Raw genomic sequence first — 25,874 nt, 5'->3', positions numbered from 1 at the left:
CCGTGCAATGACACCCGGGCATGGATCAGGCATGGGTTGCAAATCGATCGGCCTCCGCCAACAATGAGACTAATTATCATTCATGTCCATTGATGGCAGCGCCCTCATCCATGTCCAGCAACGACTCCTTGCAAACGCTCTACAGTGACCACCACAGCTGGTTGCATGCCTGGCTGCGCAGCAAGCTGGGCAATGCCGCCGATGCCGCAGACCTGGCCCAGGATACCTTCGTGCGCTTGCTGCAGCGTCGCGAACACCTGCAACTGAATACGCCACGTGCCTTCCTGCGGACGGTCGCGCGTGGGCTGGTAATCGATCACTGGCGGCGCGAGGAACTGCACAGGGCCTATCTCGAGGCGCTGGCACACCTGCCGCAAGCACACACCCCCTCGGCCGAAACCCAGGAATTGCTGCTGGAGTTGCTGGAGCGCATCGCGCGCATGCTCGACGGCCTCAAACCCAAGGTACGCCGCGCCTTCCTGCTGGCCCAATGCGAGGGGCTGAAGCACCAGGCCATTGCCGACCAGATGGGGATCTCGGTGCGTACCGTGGAGCGCTACATCGCCGATGCGCTCTACCACTGCTACCTGCTGCGCTACGCAGACGAGAACTGATGCCATGAGCACCGCACAGCCTGATGCAACGTCGGTCAAGCAGGCCATCCAGTGGATGCTGAGGCTACGCGAAAGCGGGCACGATCCTGCCCTGCAGCGACAGTGCGCGCAATGGCGGGAAGCCCGCCACGAACACAAACAGGCTTGGCAACGGCTGGTACACCTGCACCAGGAACTCGACATGCGCGCAATCCCCGGAGCTGGGCTGGCCATGCAAACCCTGGAAAGCAGCCAGCGCCGCTTGCAGCGTCGGCAGGCCCTGAAACTGCTTGGCGGGGTTGCGATGGTTGGCTCGGCGGCATGGCTAGGCACAGGCCTTGATGGCATCAATAGCTGGACATCGGACTATGCCACCGGCACGGGAGAACGACGCAGCTTCCGGCTTCCCGACGGAACGTCGATACAACTGAATACGCGCAGCGCAGTGGACCTGGCTTTCAAAGACGGGCAAAACCTGATCCGCCTGAAGCAAGGGGAAATGCTGATTACCTGCGGCCCGCAGCGGCCGATTCTTGTACAAACACGCGACGCACTGCTGGAAGGGCTCGAAGGACGCTTCGTGGCGCGGCAGGACAGCGACTGCACCAGGGTCAGTGTCAGCCATGGCAGGGTAGCGATACACCGGCCCGGCAAAGGCGCGATGCAGTGGATTGAAAGCGGCCAGAACTGGCGCCTGGATGCACAAGGGGCCTATCGGCTTGAGCAGGTGGACATGGATGCGATGGCCTGGACTGAAGGGTTGCTCGTCACCCGGGACATTCGCCTGGTCGACTTTCTCGCGCAGGTCAGCCGTTATCGTCACGGTTATCTGGGCTGCAGCGATGACACCGCCGATTTGCGCCTGTCTGGCGTATTCCGCCTCGAAGACCCGGAGCAATTGTTGCTGGTGCTGCCACGGACGCTGCCGGTAAAGCTCCGGCAAGTCACCCGCTGGTGGGTGCGTGTCGAGGGGCTGGCCTGACGGGTGACGACGCTTGCCTTGGGCGCTGCGAAGCGCTCCAACAGCTTTTTTTGGCGGGTTTCGAATGCCAGTTCGGCTAGGACAGTAAACCATCCCCTGCCCTCACGTTAACGGACCCTTCATGTCTACCGCCTCCGCGCACCCAGCCAACGCGAATGATTTTCGACCTGTCTTAGACTCAACAAAACTTCACAAAGCGATCCGGGCCGCCTTGTTCGGTACCGCATTGGGCCTGACAGCTGTCACATCGATGTCCATGGCAGCTGAACCTGCCGAGCTTAGCCAACACTATGCAATTTCGGCCGGCCAGTTGGATGATGTGCTCAACCAGTTCGCCCGTCAGGCCGGCATCACCCTGTCAGCCACACCGCAGCTCACCCAAGGCTTGCAGTCCAACGGGTTGCAGGGGCAATACCCTACCGACAAGGCACTGCGGCAGCTGCTTAACGGGAGCGGCCTGGAAGCAGCCAGCCAGGACGGGCGTAGCTACGTGCTGCAAGCCCAACCGCAAGGTGCGGCGTTGTCGCTGCCAGACACCGATATCCATGGTTTCACCCTAGGCAATGCGCTGGGTAGCATGGACGGGTACAACGCCACGCACAGCCAGGTGGCGACCAAGACCAGTATGGCGTTGGTCGAAACATCCCAATCGGTCTCGGTGGTCACCCGGCAGCAGATGGACGACCAGGGCTCACAGACGGTTGCCCAGGCCATGCGCTACACACCCGGGGTACTGACCAACCCCTACGGTGCTACCCACCGCTACGATTATGTGGCCATGCGTGGTTTCAATGACGGCTCGGTGGACAACATCTACGTCGATGGGCTCAAGTCGATGGGGGACAACGGTACCTACAGCACCATGCAGGTGGACCCTTACTTCCTGGAACGGATAGACATCCTCAAGGGGCCTTCTTCGGTACTCTATGGCCGTAGCTCCCCAGGAGGCCTGGTAGCACTGACCACCAAGAAGCCGTTGTTCACCCGCTACCGCCAGGTTCAGGCCACGGTCGGTACCCAAGGCCAGCGAGGCATGGGTTTCGACTTCAGCGGCCCTGTGGATGACGACAAGCGCATTGCGTACCGCCTGACAGGCCTTTCGGATGCTTCCGACACGCAGTTCGACCACAACAAGGAAGAACGCTACGCCATCGCGCCGGCCATCAGCATCGACTTCAGCGAGGACACCTCGCTTACCCTGCAGGCCTACCTGCAACACGACCCCAACGGCGGGTACCACGGCGGCAACCCCGCAAACGGCATGCTGCACAAGCGCAACGGCTTGCGCCTGTCGGACCATTTCTTCGAGGGTGAGCCGGGTATCGACAACTACGAGCGTACCCAGCAGTCCTTCAGCTACCAGTTCGAGCATCGCTTCAACGATGTACTCACCGCGCGACAGAACTTCCGCTACCAGGATTCGGACGTGTCGATGGACCAGGTGTATTCCGCCGGTTGGGCGGATGCCGACAGCAATATCCTCAACCGCGCCTACACCGGCGGCGACGAGCGCCTGCATTCGTACATCATCGACAACATGCTGCAGGCCGAATTCTTCACAGGGGCCGCCAAACATACTTTGCTGCTGGGTACCGATTATCAACGACGCAAGGCCGATGTGGCATGGCGTTATGGCACAGTCGACCCGCTGGATGCCGGCAACCCGCAGTACGGCAATGGCAACCTGCAGGTGCTGGGCGAAAACCGCTACCAGCGGCGTTTACAACAAACGGGCGTGTACTTGCAGGACCTTGTGGAACTGGACCAGTGGCGTTTGTCCTTGGGGCTGCGCCAGGATTGGGTGAAGGTGTCCGAGGAGAACCGCGATAGCAACACCAAGGTCAATGATCAGCGCTCCAGGTTTACTACCCGCGCTGGGGTGCTCTACCTGTTCGAAAATGGCATTGCGCCTTATGTCAGCTACTCGGAGTCATTCAACCCCAATACGGTTTCCGACCAGGCTGGTCGCCCATTGGCACCAACCGAGGGCACTCAATGGGAGGCCGGCATCAAGTATCAACCGCCCGGCGGCGACAACCTGTTCACTGCATCGTTATTCCGAATAGAACAGGAGAACCTGGCCTCCAAGCAGCCTGACGAAGACTTCTATCGCCCTGTAGGCCAAGTGCGCTCGCAAGGGCTCGAGTTGGAGGCCCATGTGCAGCTGACCGACAGCTTGAAGGTGCTGGGCGGCTATACCTTCACCGATATCGAGTACGCCAAGTCCATGCCCAGCCTGGTGTCGGCAACCTTGGACAACAAGGGCAATTCACCAACCCAGGCGCCGAAACAGATGTTCTCCCTGTGGGCGGATTACAACTTCCGGCAAGGGGCGCTGGATGGCCTGCGGCTGGGCGGTGGCGTGCGATATGTGGGGTACAGCTGGGTCGATGCGGAAAACAGCATGAAAGTGCCCGCCTACACCTTGTTCGACGCCTCGATCGGCTATGACCTGGGCAAGATCGGCCTTCGGGGTGTGGATGTCCGCCTGAACGCCAACAACCTGACCAATGAAAGCTACATCAGCTCGTGTGCCGGCTTGGACTACTGCTACATGGGAGAGGAACGCAACGTGAGTGCTACCGTCAGCTATCAGTTCTGAACCCGCGGTAGCCGTAGCTGCACATTCCTATACCGCTATCGCCCTGGCTTGGGAGTCATGGCCCGGAAAAGACAAAGCCCCTGTCTGCAGCGCAGACAGGGGCTTTGGATTTGAATCTTGACGATGACCTACTCTCACATGGGGAAGCCCCACACTACCATCGGCGATGCATCGTTTCACTGCTGAGTTCGGGATGGGATCAGGTGGTTCCAATGCTCTATGGTCGTCAAGAAATTCTGTGTGCTGGCCCGTCCCTCGGACGTGCCTGCGAATCTCTGTAGTTCCTACTTAAAGACAAAACCCCTACCTGCATGTGCAGATAGGGGTTTTGCGAAATGAATCTTGACGATGACCTACTCTCACATGGGGAAGCCCCACACTACCATCGGCGATGCATCGTTTCACTACTGAGTTCGGGATGGGATCAGGTGGTTCCAATGCTCTATGGTCGTCAAGAAATTCTGTTGCCAGAAGGTCTTGGTAGACACTCCAGCGAATTCGGATATGCGATATGTGTGGTTCGTTGCGAACTTTCGGTTCGTATCATCTTCACCACCGCAATCTGCGTCAGCAAATTGCTTGGGTGTTATATGGTCAAGCCTCACGGGCAATTAGTATTGGTTAGCTCAACGCCTCACAGCGCTTACACACCCAACCTATCAACGTCGTAGTCTTCGACGGCCCTTCAGGGAACTCAAGGTTCCAGTGAGATCTCATCTTGAGGCAAGTTTCCCGCTTAGATGCTTTCAGCGGTTATCTCTTCCGAACATAGCTACCCGGCAATGCCACTGGCGTGACAACCGGAACACCAGAGGTTCGTCCACTCCGGTCCTCTCGTACTAGGAGCAGCCCCTCTCAAATCTCAAACGTCCACGGCAGATAGGGACCGAACTGTCTCACGACGTTCTAAACCCAGCTCGCGTACCACTTTAAATGGCGAACAGCCATACCCTTGGGACCGGCTTCAGCCCCAGGATGTGATGAGCCGACATCGAGGTGCCAAACACCGCCGTCGATATGAACTCTTGGGCGGTATCAGCCTGTTATCCCCGGAGTACCTTTTATCCGTTGAGCGATGGCCCTTCCATACAGAACCACCGGATCACTAAGACCTACTTTCGTACCTGCTCGACGTGTTTGTCTCGCAGTCAAGCGCGCTTTTGCCTTTATACTCTACGACCGATTTCCGACCGGTCTGAGCGCACCTTCGTACTCCTCCGTTACTCTTTGGGAGGAGACCGCCCCAGTCAAACTACCCACCATACACTGTCCTCGATCCGGATAACGGACCTGAGTTAGAACCTCAAAGTTGCCAGGGTGGTATTTCAAGGATGGCTCCATGAGAACTGGCGTCCCCACTTCAAAGCCTCCCACCTATCCTACACAAGCAAATTCAAAGTCCAGTGCAAAGCTATAGTAAAGGTTCACGGGGTCTTTCCGTCTAGCCGCGGATACACTGCATCTTCACAGCGATTTCAATTTCACTGAGTCTCGGGTGGAGACAGCGCCGCCATCGTTACGCCATTCGTGCAGGTCGGAACTTACCCGACAAGGAATTTCGCTACCTTAGGACCGTTATAGTTACGGCCGCCGTTTACCGGGGCTTCGATCAAGAGCTTCGCTTGCGCTAACCCCATCAATTAACCTTCCGGCACCGGGCAGGCGTCACACCCTATACGTCCACTTTCGTGTTTGCAGAGTGCTGTGTTTTTAATAAACAGTCGCAGCGGCCTGGTATCTTCGACCGGCATGGGCTTACGGAGCAAGTCCTTCACCCTCGCCGGCGCACCTTCTCCCGAAGTTACGGTGCCATTTTGCCTAGTTCCTTCACCCGAGTTCTCTCAAGCGCCTTGGTATTCTCTACCTAACCACCTGTGTCGGTTTGGGGTACGGTTCCCAGTTATCTGAAGCTTAGGAGCTTTTCTTGGAAGCATGGTATCAACCACTTCGTCGCCTAGAGGCAACTCGTCATCAGCTCTCGGCCTTGAAATCCCGGATTTGCCTAAGATTCCAGCCTACCACCTTAAACCTGGACAACCAACGCCAGGCTGGCCTAACCTTCTCCGTCCCTCCATCGCAATAACTGGAAGTACAGGAATATTAACCTGTTTTCCATCGACTACGCTTTTCAGCCTCGCCTTAGGGACCGACTAACCCTGCGTCGATTAACGTTGCGCAGGAAACCTTGGTCTTTCGGCGTGCGAGTTTTTCACTCGCATTGTCGTTACTCATGTCAGCATTCGCACTTCTGATACCTCCAGCAAGCTTCTCAACTCACCTTCACAGGCTTACAGAACGCTCCTCTACCGCGTCATCAAAGATGACACCCGTAGCTTCGGTGCATGGTTTGAGCCCCGTTACATCTTCCGCGCAGGCCGACTCGACTAGTGAGCTATTACGCTTTCTTTAAAGGGTGGCTGCTTCTAAGCCAACCTCCTAGCTGTCTAAGCCTTCCCACATCGTTTCCCACTTAACCATGACTTTGGGACCTTAGCTGACGGTCTGGGTTGTTTCCCTTTTCACGACGGACGTTAGCACCCGCCGTGTGTCTCCCATGCTCGGCACTTCCAGGTATTCGGAGTTTGCATCGGTTTGGTAAGTCGGGATGACCCCCTAGCCGAAACAGTGCTCTACCCCCTGGAGTGATACATGAGGCGCTACCTAAATAGCTTTCGAGGAGAACCAGCTATCTCCGAGCTTGATTAGCCTTTCACTCCGATCCACAGGTCATCCGCTAACTTTTCAACGGTAGTCGGTTCGGTCCTCCAGTCAGTGTTACCTAACCTTCAACCTGCCCATGGATAGATCGCCCGGTTTCGGGTCTATACCCAGCGACTAAACGCCCTATTAAGACTCGCTTTCGCTACGCCTCCCCTATTCGGTTAAGCTCGCCACTGAATATAAGTCGCTGACCCATTATACAAAAGGTACGCAGTCACCTAACAAAGTAGGCTCCCACTGCTTGTACGCATACGGTTTCAGGTTCTATTTCACTCCCCTCTCCGGGGTTCTTTTCGCCTTTCCCTCACGGTACTGGTTCACTATCGGTCAGTCAGTAGTATTTAGCCTTGGAGGATGGTCCCCCCATGTTCAGACAAAGTTTCTCGTGCTCCGTCCTACTCGATTTCATTGACAAGAGATTTTCGTGTACGGGGCTATCACCCACTATGGCCGCACTTTCCAGAGCGTTCCACTAATCTCAAATCAACTTAAGGGCTGGTCCCCGTTCGCTCGCCACTACTAAGGGAATCTCGGTTGATTTCTTTTCCTCAGGGTACTTAGATGTTTCAGTTCCCCTGGTTCGCCTCTTGCACCTATGTATTCAGTGCAAGATACTCAGCTTGTGCTGAGTGGGTTCCCCCATTCAGAGATCTCTGGATCACAGTCTGTTTGCCGACTCCCCAAAGCTTATCGCAGGCTACCACGTCTTTCATCGCCTCTGACTGCCAAGGCATCCACCGTATGCGCTTCTTCACTTGACCATATAACCCCAAGCAATCTGGTTATACTGTGAAGACGACATTCGCCGAAAATTCGCATGTTGCTCTTTCGAGCAGAACTCACAAATTTTACCTTAGCCTGATTAACCAGCAGTGAAACTGGCCATCAGTCTATATCTATCACATATCCGAATTTTTAAAGAACGATCTGACAAAAGCCAGAAATCAACATTCGAGGCGAATGCTCATTTCTGAGTTTGATCAAGTGCAACACTTCACAACAGCAGAAAGTGGTGGAGCCAAGCGGGATCGAACCGCTGACCTCCTGCGTGCAAGGCAGGCGCTCTCCCAGCTGAGCTATGGCCCCGTATTCTACGGCTGAACCATGTAATGGTAGGTCTGGGCAGATTTGAACTGCCGACCTCACCCTTATCAGGGGTGCGCTCTAACCAACTGAGCTACAGACCTATAACAGGGTCGCGTTACAACATCGTCTTTTACAATGAATCAAGCAATTCGTGTGGGAGCTCATCAGTAGGCTGATGTCGTCGATTAAGGAGGTGATCCAGCCGCAGGTTCCCCTACGGCTACCTTGTTACGACTTCACCCCAGTCATGAATCACACCGTGGTAACCGTCCCCCCGAAGGTTAGACTAGCTACTTCTGGTGCAACCCACTCCCATGGTGTGACGGGCGGTGTGTACAAGGCCCGGGAACGTATTCACCGCGACATTCTGATTCGCGATTACTAGCGATTCCGACTTCACGCAGTCGAGTTGCAGACTGCGATCCGGACTACGATCGGTTTTGTGAGATTAGCTCCACCTCGCGGCTTGGCAACCCTCTGTACCGACCATTGTAGCACGTGTGTAGCCCAGGCCGTAAGGGCCATGATGACTTGACGTCATCCCCACCTTCCTCCGGTTTGTCACCGGCAGTCTCCTTAGAGTGCCCACCATAACGTGCTGGTAACTAAGGACAAGGGTTGCGCTCGTTACGGGACTTAACCCAACATCTCACGACACGAGCTGACGACAGCCATGCAGCACCTGTGTCAGAGTTCCCGAAGGCACCAATCCATCTCTGGAAAGTTCTCTGCATGTCAAGGCCTGGTAAGGTTCTTCGCGTTGCTTCGAATTAAACCACATGCTCCACCGCTTGTGCGGGCCCCCGTCAATTCATTTGAGTTTTAACCTTGCGGCCGTACTCCCCAGGCGGTCAACTTAATGCGTTAGCTGCGCCACTAAAATCTCAAGGATTCCAACGGCTAGTTGACATCGTTTACGGCGTGGACTACCAGGGTATCTAATCCTGTTTGCTCCCCACGCTTTCGCACCTCAGTGTCAGTATCAGTCCAGGTGGTCGCCTTCGCCACTGGTGTTCCTTCCTATATCTACGCATTTCACCGCTACACAGGAAATTCCACCACCCTCTACCGTACTCTAGCTCGCCAGTTTTGGATGCAGTTCCCAGGTTGAGCCCGGGGCTTTCACATCCAACTTAACGAACCACCTACGCGCGCTTTACGCCCAGTAATTCCGATTAACGCTTGCACCCTCTGTATTACCGCGGCTGCTGGCACAGAGTTAGCCGGTGCTTATTCTGTCGGTAACGTCAAAACAGCAAGGTATTAACTTACTGCCCTTCCTCCCAACTTAAAGTGCTTTACAATCCGAAGACCTTCTTCACACACGCGGCATGGCTGGATCAGGCTTTCGCCCATTGTCCAATATTCCCCACTGCTGCCTCCCGTAGGAGTCTGGACCGTGTCTCAGTTCCAGTGTGACTGATCATCCTCTCAGACCAGTTACGGATCGTCGCCTTGGTGAGCCATTACCTCACCAACTAGCTAATCCGACCTAGGCTCATCTGATAGCGTGAGGTCCGAAGATCCCCCACTTTCTCCCGTAGGACGTATGCGGTATTAGCGTTCCTTTCGAAACGTTGTCCCCCACTACCAGGCAGATTCCTAGGCATTACTCACCCGTCCGCCGCTGAATCAAGGAGCAAGCTCCCGTCATCCGCTCGACTTGCATGTGTTAGGCCTGCCGCCAGCGTTCAATCTGAGCCATGATCAAACTCTTCAGTTCAATACTGCTTGGGTTTTTAAGAAACCCTAAACTTGGCTCAGCAATCTCAAATGACTATGTGATTTCTCGCATGGCCACTTGTGATGCTGATAATCTTTGTGACTATCAGTCCGTACTCACAAGCACCCACACGAATTGCTTGATTCGATTTGTTAAAGAGCGTTTGGTTAAGAGCGTTTCGTCTCAACCGAGGCGCGCATTCTACGCTTTCCTCAAGGCCTGTCAAGCGTTTATTTTGAAGTTTTTGAGAAAAACCCGTTTAACTTCAGACACTTAACTCGCTTCGATCTCTCGTCGCGGGAGGTGAATAATACAGCATTCAAAAACGCTGTCAACCACCTTTTTTTACCACCGACCGGCCGTTCAGCCAACCAGGAGAAGCGATAGCTTCTACTTAAAGACAAAACCCCTACCTGCATGCGCAGATAGGGGTTTTGCGAAATGAATCTTGACGATGACCTACTCTCACATGGGGAAGCCCCACACTACCATCGGCGATGCATCGTTTCACTACTGAGTTCGGGATGGGATCAGGTGGTTCCAATGCTCTATGGTCGTCAAGAAATTCTGTTGCCAGAAGGTCTTGGTAGACACTCCAGCGAATTCGGATATGCGATATGTGTGGTTCGTTGCGAACTTTCGGTTCGTATCATCTTCACCACCGCAATCTGCGTCAGCAAATTGCTTGGGTGTTATATGGTCAAGCCTCACGGGCAATTAGTATTGGTTAGCTCAACGCCTCACAGCGCTTACACACCCAACCTATCAACGTCGTAGTCTTCGACGGCCCTTCAGGGAACTCAAGGTTCCAGTGAGATCTCATCTTGAGGCAAGTTTCCCGCTTAGATGCTTTCAGCGGTTATCTCTTCCGAACATAGCTACCCGGCAATGCCACTGGCGTGACAACCGGAACACCAGAGGTTCGTCCACTCCGGTCCTCTCGTACTAGGAGCAGCCCCTCTCAAATCTCAAACGTCCACGGCAGATAGGGACCGAACTGTCTCACGACGTTCTAAACCCAGCTCGCGTACCACTTTAAATGGCGAACAGCCATACCCTTGGGACCGGCTTCAGCCCCAGGATGTGATGAGCCGACATCGAGGTGCCAAACACCGCCGTCGATATGAACTCTTGGGCGGTATCAGCCTGTTATCCCCGGAGTACCTTTTATCCGTTGAGCGATGGCCCTTCCATACAGAACCACCGGATCACTAAGACCTACTTTCGTACCTGCTCGACGTGTTTGTCTCGCAGTCAAGCGCGCTTTTGCCTTTATACTCTACGACCGATTTCCGACCGGTCTGAGCGCACCTTCGTACTCCTCCGTTACTCTTTGGGAGGAGACCGCCCCAGTCAAACTACCCACCATACACTGTCCTCGATCCGGATAACGGACCTGAGTTAGAACCTCAAAGTTGCCAGGGTGGTATTTCAAGGATGGCTCCATGAGAACTGGCGTCCCCACTTCAAAGCCTCCCACCTATCCTACACAAGCAAATTCAAAGTCCAGTGCAAAGCTATAGTAAAGGTTCACGGGGTCTTTCCGTCTAGCCGCGGATACACTGCATCTTCACAGCGATTTCAATTTCACTGAGTCTCGGGTGGAGACAGCGCCGCCATCGTTACGCCATTCGTGCAGGTCGGAACTTACCCGACAAGGAATTTCGCTACCTTAGGACCGTTATAGTTACGGCCGCCGTTTACCGGGGCTTCGATCAAGAGCTTCGCTTGCGCTAACCCCATCAATTAACCTTCCGGCACCGGGCAGGCGTCACACCCTATACGTCCACTTTCGTGTTTGCAGAGTGCTGTGTTTTTAATAAACAGTCGCAGCGGCCTGGTATCTTCGACCGGCATGGGCTTACGGAGCAAGTCCTTCACCCTCGCCGGCGCACCTTCTCCCGAAGTTACGGTGCCATTTTGCCTAGTTCCTTCACCCGAGTTCTCTCAAGCGCCTTGGTATTCTCTACCTAACCACCTGTGTCGGTTTGGGGTACGGTTCCCAGTTATCTGAAGCTTAGGAGCTTTTCTTGGAAGCATGGTATCAACCACTTCGTCGCCTAGAGGCAACTCGTCATCAGCTCTCGGCCTTGAAATCCCGGATTTGCCTAAGATTCCAGCCTACCACCTTAAACCTGGACAACCAACGCCAGGCTGGCCTAACCTTCTCCGTCCCTCCATCGCAATAACTGGAAGTACAGGAATATTAACCTGTTTTCCATCGACTACGCTTTTCAGCCTCGCCTTAGGGACCGACTAACCCTGCGTCGATTAACGTTGCGCAGGAAACCTTGGTCTTTCGGCGTGCGAGTTTTTCACTCGCATTGTCGTTACTCATGTCAGCATTCGCACTTCTGATACCTCCAGCAAGCTTCTCAACTCACCTTCACAGGCTTACAGAACGCTCCTCTACCGCGTCATCAAAGATGACACCCGTAGCTTCGGTGCATGGTTTGAGCCCCGTTACATCTTCCGCGCAGGCCGACTCGACTAGTGAGCTATTACGCTTTCTTTAAAGGGTGGCTGCTTCTAAGCCAACCTCCTAGCTGTCTAAGCCTTCCCACATCGTTTCCCACTTAACCATGACTTTGGGACCTTAGCTGACGGTCTGGGTTGTTTCCCTTTTCACGACGGACGTTAGCACCCGCCGTGTGTCTCCCATGCTCGGCACTTCCAGGTATTCGGAGTTTGCATCGGTTTGGTAAGTCGGGATGACCCCCTAGCCGAAACAGTGCTCTACCCCCTGGAGTGATACATGAGGCGCTACCTAAATAGCTTTCGAGGAGAACCAGCTATCTCCGAGCTTGATTAGCCTTTCACTCCGATCCACAGGTCATCCGCTAACTTTTCAACGGTAGTCGGTTCGGTCCTCCAGTCAGTGTTACCTAACCTTCAACCTGCCCATGGATAGATCGCCCGGTTTCGGGTCTATACCCAGCGACTAAACGCCCTATTAAGACTCGCTTTCGCTACGCCTCCCCTATTCGGTTAAGCTCGCCACTGAATATAAGTCGCTGACCCATTATACAAAAGGTACGCAGTCACCTAACAAAGTAGGCTCCCACTGCTTGTACGCATACGGTTTCAGGTTCTATTTCACTCCCCTCTCCGGGGTTCTTTTCGCCTTTCCCTCACGGTACTGGTTCACTATCGGTCAGTCAGTAGTATTTAGCCTTGGAGGATGGTCCCCCCATGTTCAGACAAAGTTTCTCGTGCTCCGTCCTACTCGATTTCATTGACAAGAGATTTTCGTGTACGGGGCTATCACCCACTATGGCCGCACTTTCCAGAGCGTTCCACTAATCTCAAATCAACTTAAGGGCTGGTCCCCGTTCGCTCGCCACTACTAAGGGAATCTCGGTTGATTTCTTTTCCTCAGGGTACTTAGATGTTTCAGTTCCCCTGGTTCGCCTCTTGCACCTATGTATTCAGTGCAAGATACTCAGCTTATGCTGAGTGGGTTCCCCCATTCAGAGATCTCTGGATCACAGTCTGTTTGCCGACTCCCCAAAGCTTATCGCAGGCTACCACGTCTTTCATCGCCTCTGACTGCCAAGGCATCCACCGTATGCGCTTCTTCACTTGACCATATAACCCCAAGCAATCTGGTTATACTGTGAAGACGACATTCGCCGAAAATTCGCATGTTGCTCTTTCGAGCAGAACTCACAAATTTTACCTTAGCCTGATTAACCAGCAGTGAAACTGGTCATCAGTCTATATCTATCACATATCCGAATTTTTAAAGAACGATCTGACAAAAGCCAGAAATCAACATTCGAAGCGAATGCTCATTTCCGAGTTCTGATCAGGAACAAAACTTGACCCAGGCAGGGCCTCGATCGTCTTCAACCATGAATCAAGCAATTCGTGTGGGAGCTCATCAGCAGGCTGATGTCGTCGATTAAGGAGGTGATCCAGCCGCAGGTTCCCCTACGGCTACCTTGTTACGACTTCACCCCAGTCATGAATCACACCGTGGTAACCGTCCTCCCGAAGGTTAGACTAGCTACTTCTGGTGCAACCCACTCCCATGGTGTGACGGGCGGTGTGTACAAGGCCCGGGAACGTATTCACCGCGACATTCTGATTCGCGATTACTAGCGATTCCGACTTCACGCAGTCGAGTTGCAGACTGCGATCCGGACTACGATCGGTTTTGTGAGATTAGCTCCACCTCGCGGCTTGGCAACCCTCTGTACCGACCATTGTAGCACGTGTGTAGCCCAGGCCGTAAGGGCCATGATGACTTGACGTCATCCCCACCTTCCTCCGGTTTGTCACCGGCAGTCTCCTTAGAGTGCCCACCATAACGTGCTGGTAACTAAGGACAAGGGTTGCGCTCGTTACGGGACTTAACCCAACATCTCACGACACGAGCTGACGACAGCCATGCAGCACCTGTGTCAGAGTTCCCGAAGGCACCAATCCATCTCTGGAAAGTTCTCTGCATGTCAAGGCCTGGTAAGGTTCTTCGCGTTGCTTCGAATTAAACCACATGCTCCACCGCTTGTGCGGGCCCCCGTCAATTCATTTGAGTTTTAACCTTGCGGCCGTACTCCCCAGGCGGTCAACTTAATGCGTTAGCTGCGCCACTAAAATCTCAAGGATTCCAACGGCTAGTTGACATCGTTTACGGCGTGGACTACCAGGGTATCTAATCCTGTTTGCTCCCCACGCTTTCGCACCTCAGTGTCAGTATCAGTCCAGGTGGTCGCCTTCGCCACTGGTGTTCCTTCCTATATCTACGCATTTCACCGCTACACAGGAAATTCCACCACCCTCTACCGTACTCTAGCTCGCCAGTTTTGGATGCAGTTCCCAGGTTGAGCCCGGGGCTTTCACATCCAACTTAACGAACCACCTACGCGCGCTTTACGCCCAGTAATTCCGATTAACGCTTGCACCCTCTGTATTACCGCGGCTGCTGGCACAGAGTTAGCCGGTGCTTATTCTGTCGGTAACGTCAAAACAGCAAGGTATTAACTTACTGCCCTTCCTCCCAACTTAAAGTGCTTTACAATCCGAAGACCTTCTTCACACACGCGGCATGGCTGGATCAGGCTTTCGCCCATTGTCCAATATTCCCCACTGCTGCCTCCCGTAGGAGTCTGGACCGTGTCTCAGTTCCAGTGTGACTGATCATCCTCTCAGACCAGTTACGGATCGTCGCCTTGGTGAGCCATTACCTCACCAACTAGCTAATCCGACCTAGGCTCATCTGATAGCGTGAGGTCCGAAGATCCCCCACTTTCTCCCGTAGGACGTATGCGGTATTAGCGTTCCTTTCGAAACGTTGTCCCCCACTACCAGGCAGATTCCTAGGCATTACTCACCCGTCCGCCGCTGAATCAAGGAGCAAGCTCCCGTCATCCGCTCGACTTGCATGTGTTAGGCCTGCCGCCAGCGTTCAATCTGAGCCATGATCAAACTCTTCAGTTCAATACTGCTTGGGTTTTTAAGAAACCCTAAACTTGGCTCAGCAATCTCAAATGACTATGTGATTTCTCGCATGGCCACTTGTGATGCTGATAATCTTTGTGACTATCAGTCCGTACTCACAAGCACCCACACGAATTGCTTGATTCGATTTGTTAAAGAGCGTTTGGTTAAGAGCGTTTCGTCTCAACCGAGGCGCGCATTCTACGCTTTCCTCATTTGCTGTCAAGCGTTTATTTTGAAGTTTTTTGCGAGAAACTCGTTTAGCTTCAAACACTTGACTCGCTGCGATCTCTCGTAGCGGGAGGCGAATCATACAGCGTTTTGAAACACTGTCAACCTTCATCTCGACCGCTGCCGATCATTCGATCGAAGCACTTCCGATACTACCTGAATTACTCAACTCTTTGATTATCAAGGAGTTTTGCGCTTCGACCACCTCGGAAGTGGGGCGCATTATAAGGGCATTTCAGACCGCGTCAACCCTTGAATTCGAAGAAAGCCGAATATCGCTGAAAAGCAAAGCGGGGCGGCCTGACGGCCACCCCGCTTTCATCAGGACCACACCCCTTCATAGCACGCCGGTATCGCGAAGCCGTCGCACCTCATCTGCATCCAACCCCAGCACGTCTACCAGCACCGCATCGGTATGCTCACCCAGCAGCGGCGGCGCCCGTCGGTATTCCACCGGCGTCTCCGACAGGCGAATAGGGCTCGCCACCTGTGGCACGCTACCCGCCAATGGGTGTGGAATGTGCACTGCCAGCCCACGCGCGAGCACCTGCGGGTCCTGGAACATCTGCGCCAGGTCATTGATAGGCCCACACGGCACCCCGGCGGCCTCCAGCTGGCTCACCCACTCGGCCGTGGTCTTGAACACCGTGGCCTGACGGATCAAAGGGATCAGTTCCGCCCGGTTGGCCACTCGCATTTTATTGGTAATGAAGCGCGGATCGTCCGCCCATTGTGGTTGCCCGGCCACCTCGGCAAATTTGCGGAACTGGCTGTCGTTTCCCACGGTAAGGATGAAATCGCCATCCGCCGTCGGGAAATCCTGGTACGGCACGATATTCGGATGCGCATTTCCCAGGCGACGAGGCGGTACACCCGTGGTCAGGTAGTTCATCGCCTGGTTGGCCAGGCAGGCGACTTGAACATCGAGCAGTGCCATGTCGATGTGCTGGCCCACTCCGGTCTGCTCCCGGTGGGCGAGGGCAGCGAGCACCGCCACGGTGGAATACAGCCCGGTCAGGATGTCGGTCAGCGCCACCCCCACCTTCACCGGCCCTGCGCCTTGCTCACCCTCCGGGCGGCCGGTCAGGCTCATCAGCCCTCCCAACCCCTGGATCATGAAGTCATAGCCGGCGCGCTTGGCATAAGGCCCGGTCTGGCCGAAGCCGGTGATGGAACAGTAGATAAGCCGCCGATTGACGGCTTTCAGGCTTGGGTAGTCCAGGCCATAGGCAGCCAACCCACCCACCTTGAAGTTCTCGATGACGATATCGGACTTCGCCGCCAACTCACGCACCAAGCGTTGCCCCTCGGGCTGGGTGAAGTCGATGGTCACCGAGCGCTTGTTGCGGTTGGCCGACAGGTAATAAGCAGCCTCGCTGGTATTCTGCCCCTCGGCATCCTTGAGGAAGGGCGGCCCCCACGAGCGCGTGTCGTCGCCACTGCCAGGGCGCTCGACCTTGATCACATCAGCACCGAGGTCAGCGAGAATCTGGCCAGACCATGGGCCGGCCAACACGCGCGAAAGGTCCAGCACCCGCAGATGTGATAGCGCGCCCATGGGCTGGCTCCTTATCAATAGAAGGCCTGGATACCGGTTTGCGCACGCCCCAGGATCAGCGCATGCACGTCATGGGTACCCTCATAGGTGTTGACCACCTCAAGGTTGACCAGGTGACGGGCCACACCGAATTCATCGGAAATGCCATTGCCACCCAGCATGTCACGCGCCATGCGGGCGATATCCAGTGCCTTGCCGCAGGAGTTGCGCTTCATGATCGAGGTAATTTCCACTGCAGCCGTACCTTCGTCCTTCATCCGCCCAAGGCGCAGGCAGCCCTGCAGCGCCAGGGTGATTTCGGTCTGCATGTCGGCCAGCTTTTTCTGGATCAGCTGGTTGGCCGCCAATGGGCGACCGAACTGTTGCCGGTCCAGGGTGTACTGACGCGCGGTGTGCCAGCAGGCTTCGGCGGCACCCAGCGCACCCCAGGAGATGCCATAGCGCGCCGAGTTCAGGCAGGTGAACGGACCTTTGAGGCCGCGCACCTCGGGGAATATGTTGTCTTCCGGTACGAACACATTGTCCATGACGATTTCGCCGGTGATCGAGGCGCGCAAGCCAACCTTGCCGTGGATCGCCGGTGCGCTGAGACCTTCCCAGCCCTTTTCCAGGACAAAGCCGCGAATATCCCCCTCGTCATCTTTGGCCCAGACTACGAATACATCGGCGATCGGGCTGTTGGTGATCCACATCTTGCTGCCGGTCAGGCGGTAGCCGCCGTCGACCTTGCGTGCACGAGTAATCATCGAACCCGGGTCGGAGCCGTGGTTAGGCTCGGTCAGGCCGAAGCAGCCGATCCATTCGCCGCTGGCCAGCTTGGGCAGGTACTTCTGCTTCTGGGCCTCGGTACCGAATTCGTTGATCGGCACCATCACCAGCGACGACTGTACGCTCATCATCGAGCGGTAACCCGAGTCGATACGCTCCACCTCGCGGGCGATGAGGCCGTAGCACACGTAGTTCAGGCCACTGCCACCATATTGCTCGGGAATGGTGGCGCCCAGCAGCCCGACCTCACCCATTTCACGGAAGATCGCAGGGTCGGTCTGCTCATGACGGAAGGCTTCGAGCACACGCGGCGCGAGCTTGTCCTGGGCGAACTGATAAGCGCTGTCACGCACCATGCGCTCTTCTTCAGTGAGCTGCTGATCGAGCAGCAGCGGGTCGATCCAGTTGAAGCTTGCTTTACCGGCCATGAGTGAAATCCTCGAAATTGGGAGCAGTTTCTTGTGCCTTTGAGCCTAGGCCTGATCGGCTGCAGGGACAAACGAGGATTGCGCACCAATTAGTGATAATTTGTCACTTCGTAAATGGGCAAAACGCCTTATTGACAGCGTGACAAGTGAGGTAGACGTACATGCGGCGCAAGATTCCCAGTACCGCTGCGCTGGTTTGCTTCGAAGCGGCGGCGCGCAACGAGAGCTTTACCAAAGCCGCCCAGGAGCTCGCCCTGACCCAGGGGGCTGTTTGTCGGCAGATAGCGGGCCTGGAAGCTTTCCTCAATGTGGAACTGTTCCGCCGCTCGCGGCGTGGAGTGAAACTGACCGAAGCCGGCCTTTCCTACAGCCGCCAGGTGGCCGCCCAACTGGATGCCGTCGAGCGCGACACCTTGTCGGTGATGCGCCAGCAGGGCGCCAACGTGATCGAATTGGCCGTGGTGCCTACCTTCGGCACCCAGTGGCTGCTCCCGCGGCTCAAGGATTTCCAGCAGCGTCACCCAGAGGTCACGGTCAACCTCACCAATCGCACCCGGCCTTTCCTGTTTGCCGACACGACCTTCGATGCAGCCATCTACTTTGGCGATGGCGACTGGTCCGGCACCCAGTCGCACCGGCTGATGGGAGAAAACCCGGTACCGGTATGCAGCCCGGCGCTGCTGCACGGCCAGGGTACGCTCGAGCCACAACGGATTGCCCAGCTGCCGTTGCTGCAGCAAAGCACGCGCCCCTATGCCTGGCGCCAATGGTTCAGCAGCATCGGCATGAACGTGGAACGCGACATGACAGGCCCGCGCTATGAACTATTCTCGATGCTCGCCCAGGCGGCCATGCATGAAATGGGCATTGCCCTGATTCCGCCATTCCTGATCCAGCGCGAGTTGGAGGAGGGTAGGTTGGTGGTCGCTAACAGGCATGCCCTCAGCAGTGACAAGGCCTACTATCTGATGATTCCGGAGCGCAAGGTGGAGTCGGCTTCGCTGCGCGCTTTCCGCGACTGGCTGGTTGGCCAGGCCCAGGCATACACAGCAAGAACTTAGCTGAAGCGCTACAACCTGACTTCGTAGTCAATTATTTTAAACACCTACAGATGTATGTATTTGTCGCATAGACATAAACTGTTATGCGAGTGCAAAAATCCTGTTTGACCCGGCTTACTGCGCGGCTTTGCGGGTTATTTTGCGACATTCACCAAGCTGTAAGCGAATTGGCCAGAAATTTTTTGATTTTTTCTCCTAGTCTGCCAATAGCCCTTGCTTGACGGGCTGCAGCCTGACCGTTGCGACATACGGTCACAGGGTGACTTGTAGTTTTGACTTCGTTTCGCTCCAGAACCGGTTGAAGGCCCCTGGCTTCGTCTGCAAAATGCTTCGCCCGCCCAGGATTCGGCGGGCCGGCGCTCCACAGCCGCCCCAGCGCACCATCCGAAGTGTGTTGGCTTTTACAAAGACAAAAGGTCACCGCAGGAGAAATAGTCGTGCACATTGGTGTTCCTCTCGAGACGCAGACCGGTGAGACAAGGGTCGCTGCGACCCCCGAAACCATCAAGAAACTGATTGGCCAGGGCCATCAGGTTACCGTCCAACGGGGGGCAGGGCTCAATGCCAGCATTCCGGACAGTGCCTATGAGGCCGTGGGCGCTTCCCTGGGGAGCGCAGCCGATGCCTACGGCGCCCAATTGGTGCTCAAGGTGGTCGCCCCCAACGACCAGGAACTGGCCCTTATCAACAGCGGCAGCCTCCTGGTGGGCATGCTCAATCCCTTCAACAACGAGCTGATCGGCAAGATGGCCGAACGCGGCATTACCGCCTTCGCCCTGGAAGCCGCGCCACGCACCTCGCGGGCCCAAAGCCTCGATGTGCTGTCGTCGCAGGCCAACATCGCCGGTTACAAGGCAGTGTTGCTGGCGGCCCATCACTATCCACGCTTCATGCCCATGCTGATGACCGCCGCCGGTACCGTTAAGGCTGCGCGCGTGCTGATTCTGGGGGCGGGCGTTGCCGGCCTGCAGGCCATCGCCACGGCCAAGCGCCTGGGCGCAGTGATCGAGGCGTCGGATGTACGCCCGGCGGTGAAGGAGCAGATCGAGTCGCTGGGGGCGAAGTTCATCGACGTGCCGTACGAGACCGATGAGGAGCGCGAGTGCGCCGAAGGCGTGGGCGGGTATGCCCGGCCGATGCCAGCCAGCTGGATGCAACGCCAGGCCCAGGCCGTGCACGAGCGCGCCAAGCAAGCGGATATCGTCATCACCACCGCGCTTATCCCAGGGCGCAAGGCGCCAACCCTGCTCAGCGCCGAAACCGTCGCGCAGATGAAGCCTGGCTCGGTGGTCATCGACCTCGCGGCAGCCCAGGGCGGCAATTGCCCGCTGACCGTCGCCGACCAGGTGGTGCAGCACAACGGCGTGATCATCGTCGGCCCGACCAACCTGCCAGCCCAGGTGGCTGCCGATGCTTCGGCGCTGTATGCACGCAACCTGCTGGACTTCATGAAGCTGCTGTTCGACAAGGACGGCGTGCTGGTCATCAACCTCGAAGACGACATCGTCGCGGCCTGCCTGATGTGCCGCGATGGCCAGGTCGTCCGCAAGAACGGCTAAGGAGCACGACAATGGAAGACATGCTGATTTCCCATGGCATCTACAACCTGATCATCTTCGTGCTGGCCATCTACGTGGGCTACCACGTGGTCTGGAATGTCACCCCGGCGCTGCACACCCCGCTGATGGCCGTTACCAACGCCATCTCCGCCATCGTCATCGTCGGCGCCATGCTGGCCGCCGCGCTGACCGTGACCCCGGCCGGCAAGCTGATGGGTACCCTCGCCGTGGCCCTGGCCGCGGTCAATGTGTTCGGTGGCTTCCTGGTCACCCGCCGCATGCTTGAGATGTTCAAGAAGAAAGCCAAGAACGAGGGGCAGAAGTAAGCATGAGCATGAATCTGGTAACACTCCTCTACCTTGTCGCCTCGGTCTGCTTCATCCAGGCGCTCAAGGGCCTGTCGCATCCGACCACCTCGCGGCGCGGCAACCTGTTCGGCATGATCGGCATGGGGATCGCCATCCTCACCACGGTTGGCCTCATTTACAAGCTTGGTGCCGAGCTGGCTACCGCCGGCATCGGCTACGTCCTGGTTGGCCTGCTGGTCGGCGGAAGCGCTGGCTCGATCATGGCCAAGCGCGTCGAGATGACCAAGATGCCGGAGCTGGTCGCCTTCATGCACAGCATGATCGGCCTGGCCGCGGTGTTCATCGCCATCGCCGCCGTGCTGGAGCCGCAATCGATGGGCATCGTCGCCGCGATCAGCGACCCGATCCCCACCGGTAACCGCCTGGAGCTGTTCCTCGGCGCGGCCATCGGTGCCATTACCTTCTCCGGTTCGGTGATTGCCTTTGGCAAGCTCTCGGGCAAGTACAAGTTCCGCCTGTTCCAGGGCGCACCGGTACAGTTCGCCGGCCAGCACAAGCTGAACCTGATCCTCGGCCTGACCACCATCGCGCTGGGCTTGCTGTTTACCTTCACCGGGCACTACAGCGCCTTCACCCTGATGCTGGTCCTGGCCTTCATCATGGGCGTGCTGATCATTATTCCGATCGGCGGCGCCGACATGCCGGTGGTGGTGTCGATGCTCAACAGCTATTCGGGCTGGGCAGCGGCCGGCATCGGCTTCTCGCTGAACAACTCGATGCTGATCATTGCAGGCTCGCTGGTCGGTTCGTCCGGTGCCATCCTTTCGTACATCATGTGCAAGGCAATGAACCGTTCGTTCTTCAACGTCATCCTCGGCGGTTTCGGCGGCGATACCGATGCTGGCGCGGCGCAAGGCTCGAAAGAGCAGCGCCCGGTGAAATCCGGCTCGGCTGACGATGCCACCTTCCTGCTCAGCAACGCCGACAGCGTGATCATCGTCCCGGGCTACGGCCTGGCGGTGGCCCGCGCACAGCATGCACTGAAGGAACTGACCGAGAAGCTGAGCCACAACGGCGTGACCGTGAAGTACGCGATCCACCCGGTGGCCGGCCGTATGCCCGGGCACATGAACGTGTTGCTGGCCGAGGCGGAAGTGCCTTACGACCAGGTGTTCGAGATGGAAGATATCAACGCCGAGTTCGGTCAGGCCGACGTGGTACTGGTTCTGGGCGCCAACGACGTGGTCAACCCGGCAGCGAAGAACGACCCGAAATCGCCGATTGCCGGTATGCCGATCCTCGAAGCCTTCAAGGCCAAGACCATCATCGTCAACAAGCGCTCCATGGCCAGCGGCTATGCCGGGCTGGACAACGAACTGTTCTACCTCGACAAGACCATGATGGTGTTTGGCGATGCCAAGAAAGTCATCGAGGACATGGTCAAGGCAGTAGAGTGACAGCCGCTACTGCAAACCAGCTGATATAAAGAAAGCCCCGGTCAGAATCTGCCGGGGCTTTTTTGATTGATCCGGATCAACGGCTCTACTTCAAGGCTTCTCATACGACCATGGTCGTGGGACGGCAAGGGGCGAAGTCTCTAGACTGCGCTGCAGTAGTTTCAGTAGCCCGAGATAACAATCCATGTACCGTGATCGTATCCGCTTGTCCTCCCTGCATAGCAAGGTAATGAGTGCGGCTGATGCCGCTGGTCTGATCGAGGACGGCATGACCGTCGGCATGAGCGGTTTCACCCGCGCCGGCGAAGCCAAGGCCGTGCCGCATGCCCTGGCTGAGCGAGCCAAGCAGTCGCCACTGAAAATCAGCCTGATGACCGGCGCCAGCCTGGGCAACGACCTGGACAAGCAACTGACCGAGGCCGGCGTGCTGGCTCGTCGCATGCCGTTCCAGGTCGACAGCACACTGCGCAAGGCCATCAACGACGGCAAGGTGATGTTCATCGACCAGCACCTGTCGGAAACCGTCGAACAACTGCGCAACCAGCAGTTGAAGCTGCCGGACATCGCGGTCATCGAAGCCGTGGCCATCACCGAGCAAGGCCATATCGTGCCAACCACCTCGGTGGGCAACTCGGCCAGCTTCGCGATCTTCGCCAAGCAGGTGATTGTCGAGATCAACCTCTCGCACAACACCAACCTCGAAGGCCTGCACGACATTTATATCCCCACCTATCGCCCGACCCGCACGCCTATCCCGCTGGTCAAGGTAGACGACCGAATCGGCAGCACCGCAATCCCGATCGACCCGGCCAAGATCGTCGGTATCGTCATCAGCGACCAGCCGGACTCGCCATCCACCGTACTGCCGCCGGATGACGAAACCCAGGGCATCGCCGACCACCTGATCAACTTCTTCAAGAAGGAAGTGGAAGCTGGCCGCATGACCAACAAGCTCGGCCCGCTGCAGGCCGGTATCGGCAGCATCGCCAACGCGGTGATGTGCGGCCTGATCGAGTCACCGTTCGAAGACCTGACCATGTACTCCGAAGTACTGCAGGACTCCACCTTCGACCTGATCGATGCCGGCAAGCTGAGCTTCGCCTCGGGCAGCTCGATCACCTTGTCCACCCGCCGCAACGCCGACGTGTTCGGTAACCTGGAGCGCTACAAGGACAAGCTGGTGCTGCGCCCGCAGGAAATCTCCAACCACCCGGAAGTGGTTCGGCGCCTGGGCATCATTGGTATCAACACCGCGCTGGAGTTCGATATCTACGGCAACGTCAACTCCACCCACGTGTGCGGCACCAGGATGATGAACGGCATCGGTGGCTCGGGGGACTTCGCCCGTAACGCTCACCTGGCGGTATTCGTCACCAAGTCGATTGCCAAGGGTGGCGCGATCTCCAGCGTGGTACCGATGGTCAGCCACGTCGACCACACCGAGCACGACGTCGACATCCTGGTGACCGAGCAAGGCCTGGCCGACCTGCGTGGCCTGGCGCCGCGTGAGCGGGCAAGGGCGATCATCGACAACTGTGTGCACCCGGACTATCGCGCTGCGCTGAACGATTACTTCGAACGCGCCTGCCAGCGGGGCGGCCATACTCCGCATATCCTGCGTGAAGCGCTGAGCTGGCACGAAAACCTGGAAGAAACCGGGCGCATGCTGGCTGGCTAACCACACCGTTTCCGGAATGGCGGCCCTGCTTCCGCTGTTCCGGTCCTTGTATCTGTAGGCGCGGCCTTGGGTCGCGATGGGCTGCGCAGCAGCCCCTGCAATCTCAGCTGTAACATCGGACCTTGGGGCCGCTTTGCGGCCCTATCGCGACACAAGGCCGCTCCTGCGAGACTGTGCTGTACAGGCCAATCATTCTGTTCAGCAAAAACTGTTCTACTGTACTGGTATTTTTACCGCTGCAAACCGGACCAAACCCTCAACAAACCTAAAAACGCACCATATATGTGCGCACCAGTACAGTTGCGCCAATTTCGGGTGCAACAGTAGGGTTACACAGTTAACTGAGCCATCGACTTTCCACTGAACTGTATCTACTGTTATGGACGACAGAGGAGGATCATTGGCATCAGTTAAATCACTACCTAATCCCGCCATAAGCGGAAGGATGAAACATCATGGAACGTACCCTCAGTTCCGGTCTGGTTTTTGAAAGCAACGCCCAACAATCCAACGCTTCGCTGCCGCTGCGCGCCCTGTCCACCCTGCTGCTGTGGCAGCGCCGTATGGCCAGCCGCCGTCAACTGGCTCGCCTGGACGCCCGCCTGCTGGCCGATGCCGGTATCAGCGAGTCGCAGCGTTACGAAGAGCTGAGCAAGCCTTTCTGGCGCTAAGCTCCGGCTTGCCGGCTTCGGCCGGCACCGCGAATTCTCAAAACCCGTTGCAGGAGACTGCGACGGGTTTTTTGTTTGTAATGCCCATGCTAGAGCCCTTGCAGGCACGACCAGTACAGTTTTTTTAATTTTAAAATCAAACGGTACAATTCCAATCCCGTCTTTCATTAACATCTGGAAACACCGGCGCGTGATACGCTTGGCTTAACAGTCTGGTAGAACCCACTGTCAAAAGTACCGCGACGAGCTGTGCGAGCGTCCGATAAGCAGAACCACCCGACCCTACTCCAGGAGTCCACCATCATGTCTCGTAAATACCTGATTGGCGCAGCCCTGATGCTGAGCCTGGCCGGCACCGCAAGCGCCACCAGCTTCGTTGTCACCACTGACGCCGTCGTTGGCGCGGTGGCTGCGTCCACCGATGCCACTTCCGACATCTCTTCCTCGTTCCGTGACGACAAGATTGTCCAGGCCGCCCGTGACGACGCCGCCAGCTTCGTTGGCAGCCAAGGCGATATCCGCGGTGCCAAGCTGGAGAGTGCGTTCCTGCACATTCGTTCGCAGATGCCAGCGCTGCAGGCCAGCGACGCGCAACTGGCCCAGGCCATCCTGGCGCTCTGACGCCGACTGATTCGGGCGGCCGTGCCGGTTAGCGCCGGCACGGCCGTACGCCGTTGCCCCACGTTTCCAGCTGTCGTAAAGCCCATGCGTTATCTGTTGCCGCTGCTGTTTTCCGTTGTTGGCATGGCCAGTGCCCATGCCATGGACACCACCACGCAAGGCCTGGTCATCACAGGCTATGTCACCAGCCAGGTCACCACTGCACCGTTCGACCGTAAACTGGTCCGCCAGGCCCGCGACGATGCGGCTGCCTTCGTTGCCAGCGACGGCCAGATCCGTGGCGTGCGGCTTGAGGCAGCACTGCAGGCGTTACGCCACAACTGCGCACGGCAGGCCGTCGGCGACCTGGAACTGGCGCAAGCAATTCTCGTCCAATAATTCATCT

General features: G+C 56.7%; 13 protein-coding genes, 2 tRNA genes and 7 rRNA genes. 11 read left to right on the top strand and 11 right to left on the bottom strand.

Annotation, left to right across the window (positions count from 1 at the left end):
• Positions 1 to 110 precede the first annotated feature (110 nt).
• From HG549_RS00675 to HG549_RS00665, 3 genes are all read left to right on the top strand, one after another.
• Positions 111 to 614 (top strand): sigma-70 family RNA polymerase sigma factor, encoded by a 504-nt coding sequence (locus HG549_RS00675; protein WP_170027721.1) that lies wholly within the window; start codon positions 111 to 113, stop codon positions 612 to 614.
• A gap of 4 nt (positions 615 to 618) precedes the next feature.
• Positions 619 to 1,575, top strand: a complete 957-nt coding sequence (locus HG549_RS00670; protein ID WP_170027720.1) for a FecR domain-containing protein — start codon at positions 619 to 621, stop codon at positions 1,573 to 1,575.
• A gap of 250 nt (positions 1,576 to 1,825) precedes the next feature.
• Positions 1,826 to 4,177: a TonB-dependent siderophore receptor gene (locus tag HG549_RS00665; RefSeq protein ID WP_372241536.1), complete on the top strand. Its 2,352-nt coding sequence runs from the start codon at positions 1,826 to 1,828 to the stop codon at positions 4,175 to 4,177.
• A gap of 115 nt (positions 4,178 to 4,292) precedes the next feature.
• Here the strand turns inward: HG549_RS00665 and rrf (HG549_RS00660) are convergent.
• The 11 genes from rrf (HG549_RS00660) to HG549_RS00610 all read right to left on the bottom strand — a co-directional run bounded on the left by rrf (HG549_RS00660) (position 4,293) and on the right by HG549_RS00610 (position 18,134).
• Positions 4,293 to 4,408: ribosomal RNA gene (rrf, locus tag HG549_RS00660) — 5S ribosomal RNA — on the bottom strand.
• Positions 4,409 to 4,517: 109 nt separating this feature from the next.
• Positions 4,518 to 4,633 (bottom strand): 5S ribosomal RNA (gene rrf, locus HG549_RS00655).
• Positions 4,634 to 4,767: 134 nt separating this feature from the next.
• Positions 4,768 to 7,659: ribosomal RNA gene (locus HG549_RS00650) — 23S ribosomal RNA — on the bottom strand.
• Between the two features lie 249 nt (positions 7,660 to 7,908).
• Positions 7,909 to 7,984 (bottom strand) — tRNA-Ala (locus HG549_RS00645).
• Positions 7,985 to 8,008: 24 nt separating this feature from the next.
• A tRNA-Ile gene (locus tag HG549_RS00640) sits at positions 8,009 to 8,085 on the bottom strand.
• 85 nt (positions 8,086 to 8,170) lie between these two features.
• A 16S ribosomal RNA gene (locus HG549_RS00635) occupies positions 8,171 to 9,707 on the bottom strand.
• Between the two features lie 446 nt (positions 9,708 to 10,153).
• A 5S ribosomal RNA gene (rrf, locus tag HG549_RS00630) occupies positions 10,154 to 10,269 on the bottom strand.
• A gap of 134 nt (positions 10,270 to 10,403) precedes the next feature.
• Positions 10,404 to 13,295, bottom strand: a 23S ribosomal RNA gene (locus tag HG549_RS00625).
• Positions 13,296 to 13,612: 317 nt separating this feature from the next.
• Positions 13,613 to 15,149, bottom strand: a 16S ribosomal RNA gene (locus HG549_RS00620).
• The 16S, 23S and 5S rRNA genes sit together here with 2 tRNA genes alongside, the layout of an rRNA operon.
• Positions 15,150 to 15,717: 568 nt before the next feature.
• On the bottom strand, positions 15,718 to 16,938 hold the full coding sequence (locus HG549_RS00615; RefSeq protein ID WP_170027719.1) for a CaiB/BaiF CoA-transferase family protein: 1,221 nt from the start codon (positions 16,936 to 16,938) through the stop codon (positions 15,718 to 15,720).
• A 14-nt stretch (positions 16,939 to 16,952) separates the two neighbouring features.
• Positions 16,953 to 18,134, bottom strand: a complete 1,182-nt coding sequence (locus HG549_RS00610; protein ID WP_170027718.1) for an acyl-CoA dehydrogenase — start codon at positions 18,132 to 18,134, stop codon at positions 16,953 to 16,955.
• Between the two features lie 161 nt (positions 18,135 to 18,295).
• On the opposite strand from HG549_RS00610, the gene HG549_RS00605 reads away from it, so the two are divergent.
• From HG549_RS00605 to HG549_RS00570, 8 genes are all read left to right on the top strand, one after another.
• A complete protein-coding gene (locus HG549_RS00605) occupies positions 18,296 to 19,195 on the top strand; it encodes a LysR family transcriptional regulator (protein ID WP_170027717.1) in 900 nt (299 codons plus the stop codon).
• A gap of 437 nt (positions 19,196 to 19,632) precedes the next feature.
• Entirely contained in the window at positions 19,633 to 20,754 is a 1,122-nt protein-coding gene (locus HG549_RS00600; RefSeq protein WP_170027716.1) for a Re/Si-specific NAD(P)(+) transhydrogenase subunit alpha, read from the top strand.
• A gap of 11 nt (positions 20,755 to 20,765) precedes the next feature.
• Positions 20,766 to 21,080, top strand: a complete 315-nt coding sequence (locus HG549_RS00595) for an NAD(P) transhydrogenase subunit alpha (protein ID WP_016484308.1) — start codon at positions 20,766 to 20,768, stop codon at positions 21,078 to 21,080.
• Positions 21,081 to 21,082: 2 nt separating this feature from the next.
• Positions 21,083 to 22,519 (top strand): NAD(P)(+) transhydrogenase (Re/Si-specific) subunit beta, encoded by a 1,437-nt coding sequence (locus tag HG549_RS00590; protein WP_170027715.1) that lies wholly within the window; start codon positions 21,083 to 21,085, stop codon positions 22,517 to 22,519.
• A 184-nt stretch (positions 22,520 to 22,703) separates the two neighbouring features.
• Positions 22,704 to 24,197, top strand: coding sequence for an acetyl-CoA hydrolase/transferase family protein (locus HG549_RS00585; protein WP_170027714.1), 1,494 nt, complete (start codon positions 22,704 to 22,706; stop codon positions 24,195 to 24,197).
• Positions 24,198 to 24,652: 455 nt separating this feature from the next.
• The gene (locus tag HG549_RS00580) at positions 24,653 to 24,868 is read left to right on the top strand and encodes a DUF1127 domain-containing protein (RefSeq protein ID WP_003256968.1); all 216 of its coding nucleotides are present in this window, start codon (positions 24,653 to 24,655) and stop codon (positions 24,866 to 24,868) included.
• A 303-nt stretch (positions 24,869 to 25,171) separates the two neighbouring features.
• On the top strand, positions 25,172 to 25,489 hold the full coding sequence (locus HG549_RS00575; protein WP_170027713.1) for a DUF2388 domain-containing protein: 318 nt from the start codon (positions 25,172 to 25,174) through the stop codon (positions 25,487 to 25,489).
• Between the two features lie 84 nt (positions 25,490 to 25,573).
• A complete protein-coding gene (locus HG549_RS00570; protein ID WP_170027712.1) occupies positions 25,574 to 25,867 on the top strand; it encodes a DUF2388 domain-containing protein in 294 nt (97 codons plus the stop codon).
• Positions 25,868 to 25,874: the final 7 nt, after the last annotated feature.

It is taken from the genome of Pseudomonas sp. SK (assembly GCF_012975065.1).
GTDB classification, from domain to species: Bacteria; Pseudomonadota; Gammaproteobacteria; order Pseudomonadales; family Pseudomonadaceae; genus Aquipseudomonas; species Aquipseudomonas anuradhapurensis.
The sequence above is the reverse complement of the archived record's forward strand: the minus strand, read 5'-3'. Positions and strand labels throughout refer to the sequence as shown.

What these genes read in the sequence shown, in the direction of transcription:
- HG549_RS00675 (WP_170027721.1), top strand. Translation starts at nt 111, where the DNA reads ATGTCCAGCAACGACTCCTTGCAAACGCTCTACAGTGACCACCACAGC.
- HG549_RS00670 (WP_170027720.1), top strand. Translation starts at nt 619, where the DNA reads ATGAGCACCGCACAGCCTGATGCAACGTCGGTCAAGCAGGCCATCCAG.
- HG549_RS00665 (WP_372241536.1), top strand. Translation starts at nt 1,826, where the DNA reads ATGTCCATGGCAGCTGAACCTGCCGAGCTTAGCCAACACTATGCAATT.
- HG549_RS00615 (WP_170027719.1), bottom strand. Translation starts at nt 16,938, where the DNA reads ATGGGCGCGCTATCACATCTGCGGGTGCTGGACCTTTCGCGCGTGTTG.
- HG549_RS00610 (WP_170027718.1), bottom strand. Translation starts at nt 18,134, where the DNA reads ATGGCCGGTAAAGCAAGCTTCAACTGGATCGACCCGCTGCTGCTCGAT.
- HG549_RS00605 (WP_170027717.1), top strand. Translation starts at nt 18,296, where the DNA reads ATGCGGCGCAAGATTCCCAGTACCGCTGCGCTGGTTTGCTTCGAAGCG.
- HG549_RS00595 (WP_016484308.1), top strand. Translation starts at nt 20,766, where the DNA reads ATGGAAGACATGCTGATTTCCCATGGCATCTACAACCTGATCATCTTC.
- HG549_RS00590 (WP_170027715.1), top strand. Translation starts at nt 21,083, where the DNA reads ATGAGCATGAATCTGGTAACACTCCTCTACCTTGTCGCCTCGGTCTGC.
- HG549_RS00585 (WP_170027714.1), top strand. Translation starts at nt 22,704, where the DNA reads ATGTACCGTGATCGTATCCGCTTGTCCTCCCTGCATAGCAAGGTAATG.
- HG549_RS00580 (WP_003256968.1), top strand. Translation starts at nt 24,653, where the DNA reads ATGGAACGTACCCTCAGTTCCGGTCTGGTTTTTGAAAGCAACGCCCAA.
- HG549_RS00575 (WP_170027713.1), top strand. Translation starts at nt 25,172, where the DNA reads ATGTCTCGTAAATACCTGATTGGCGCAGCCCTGATGCTGAGCCTGGCC.
- HG549_RS00570 (WP_170027712.1), top strand. Translation starts at nt 25,574, where the DNA reads ATGCGTTATCTGTTGCCGCTGCTGTTTTCCGTTGTTGGCATGGCCAGT.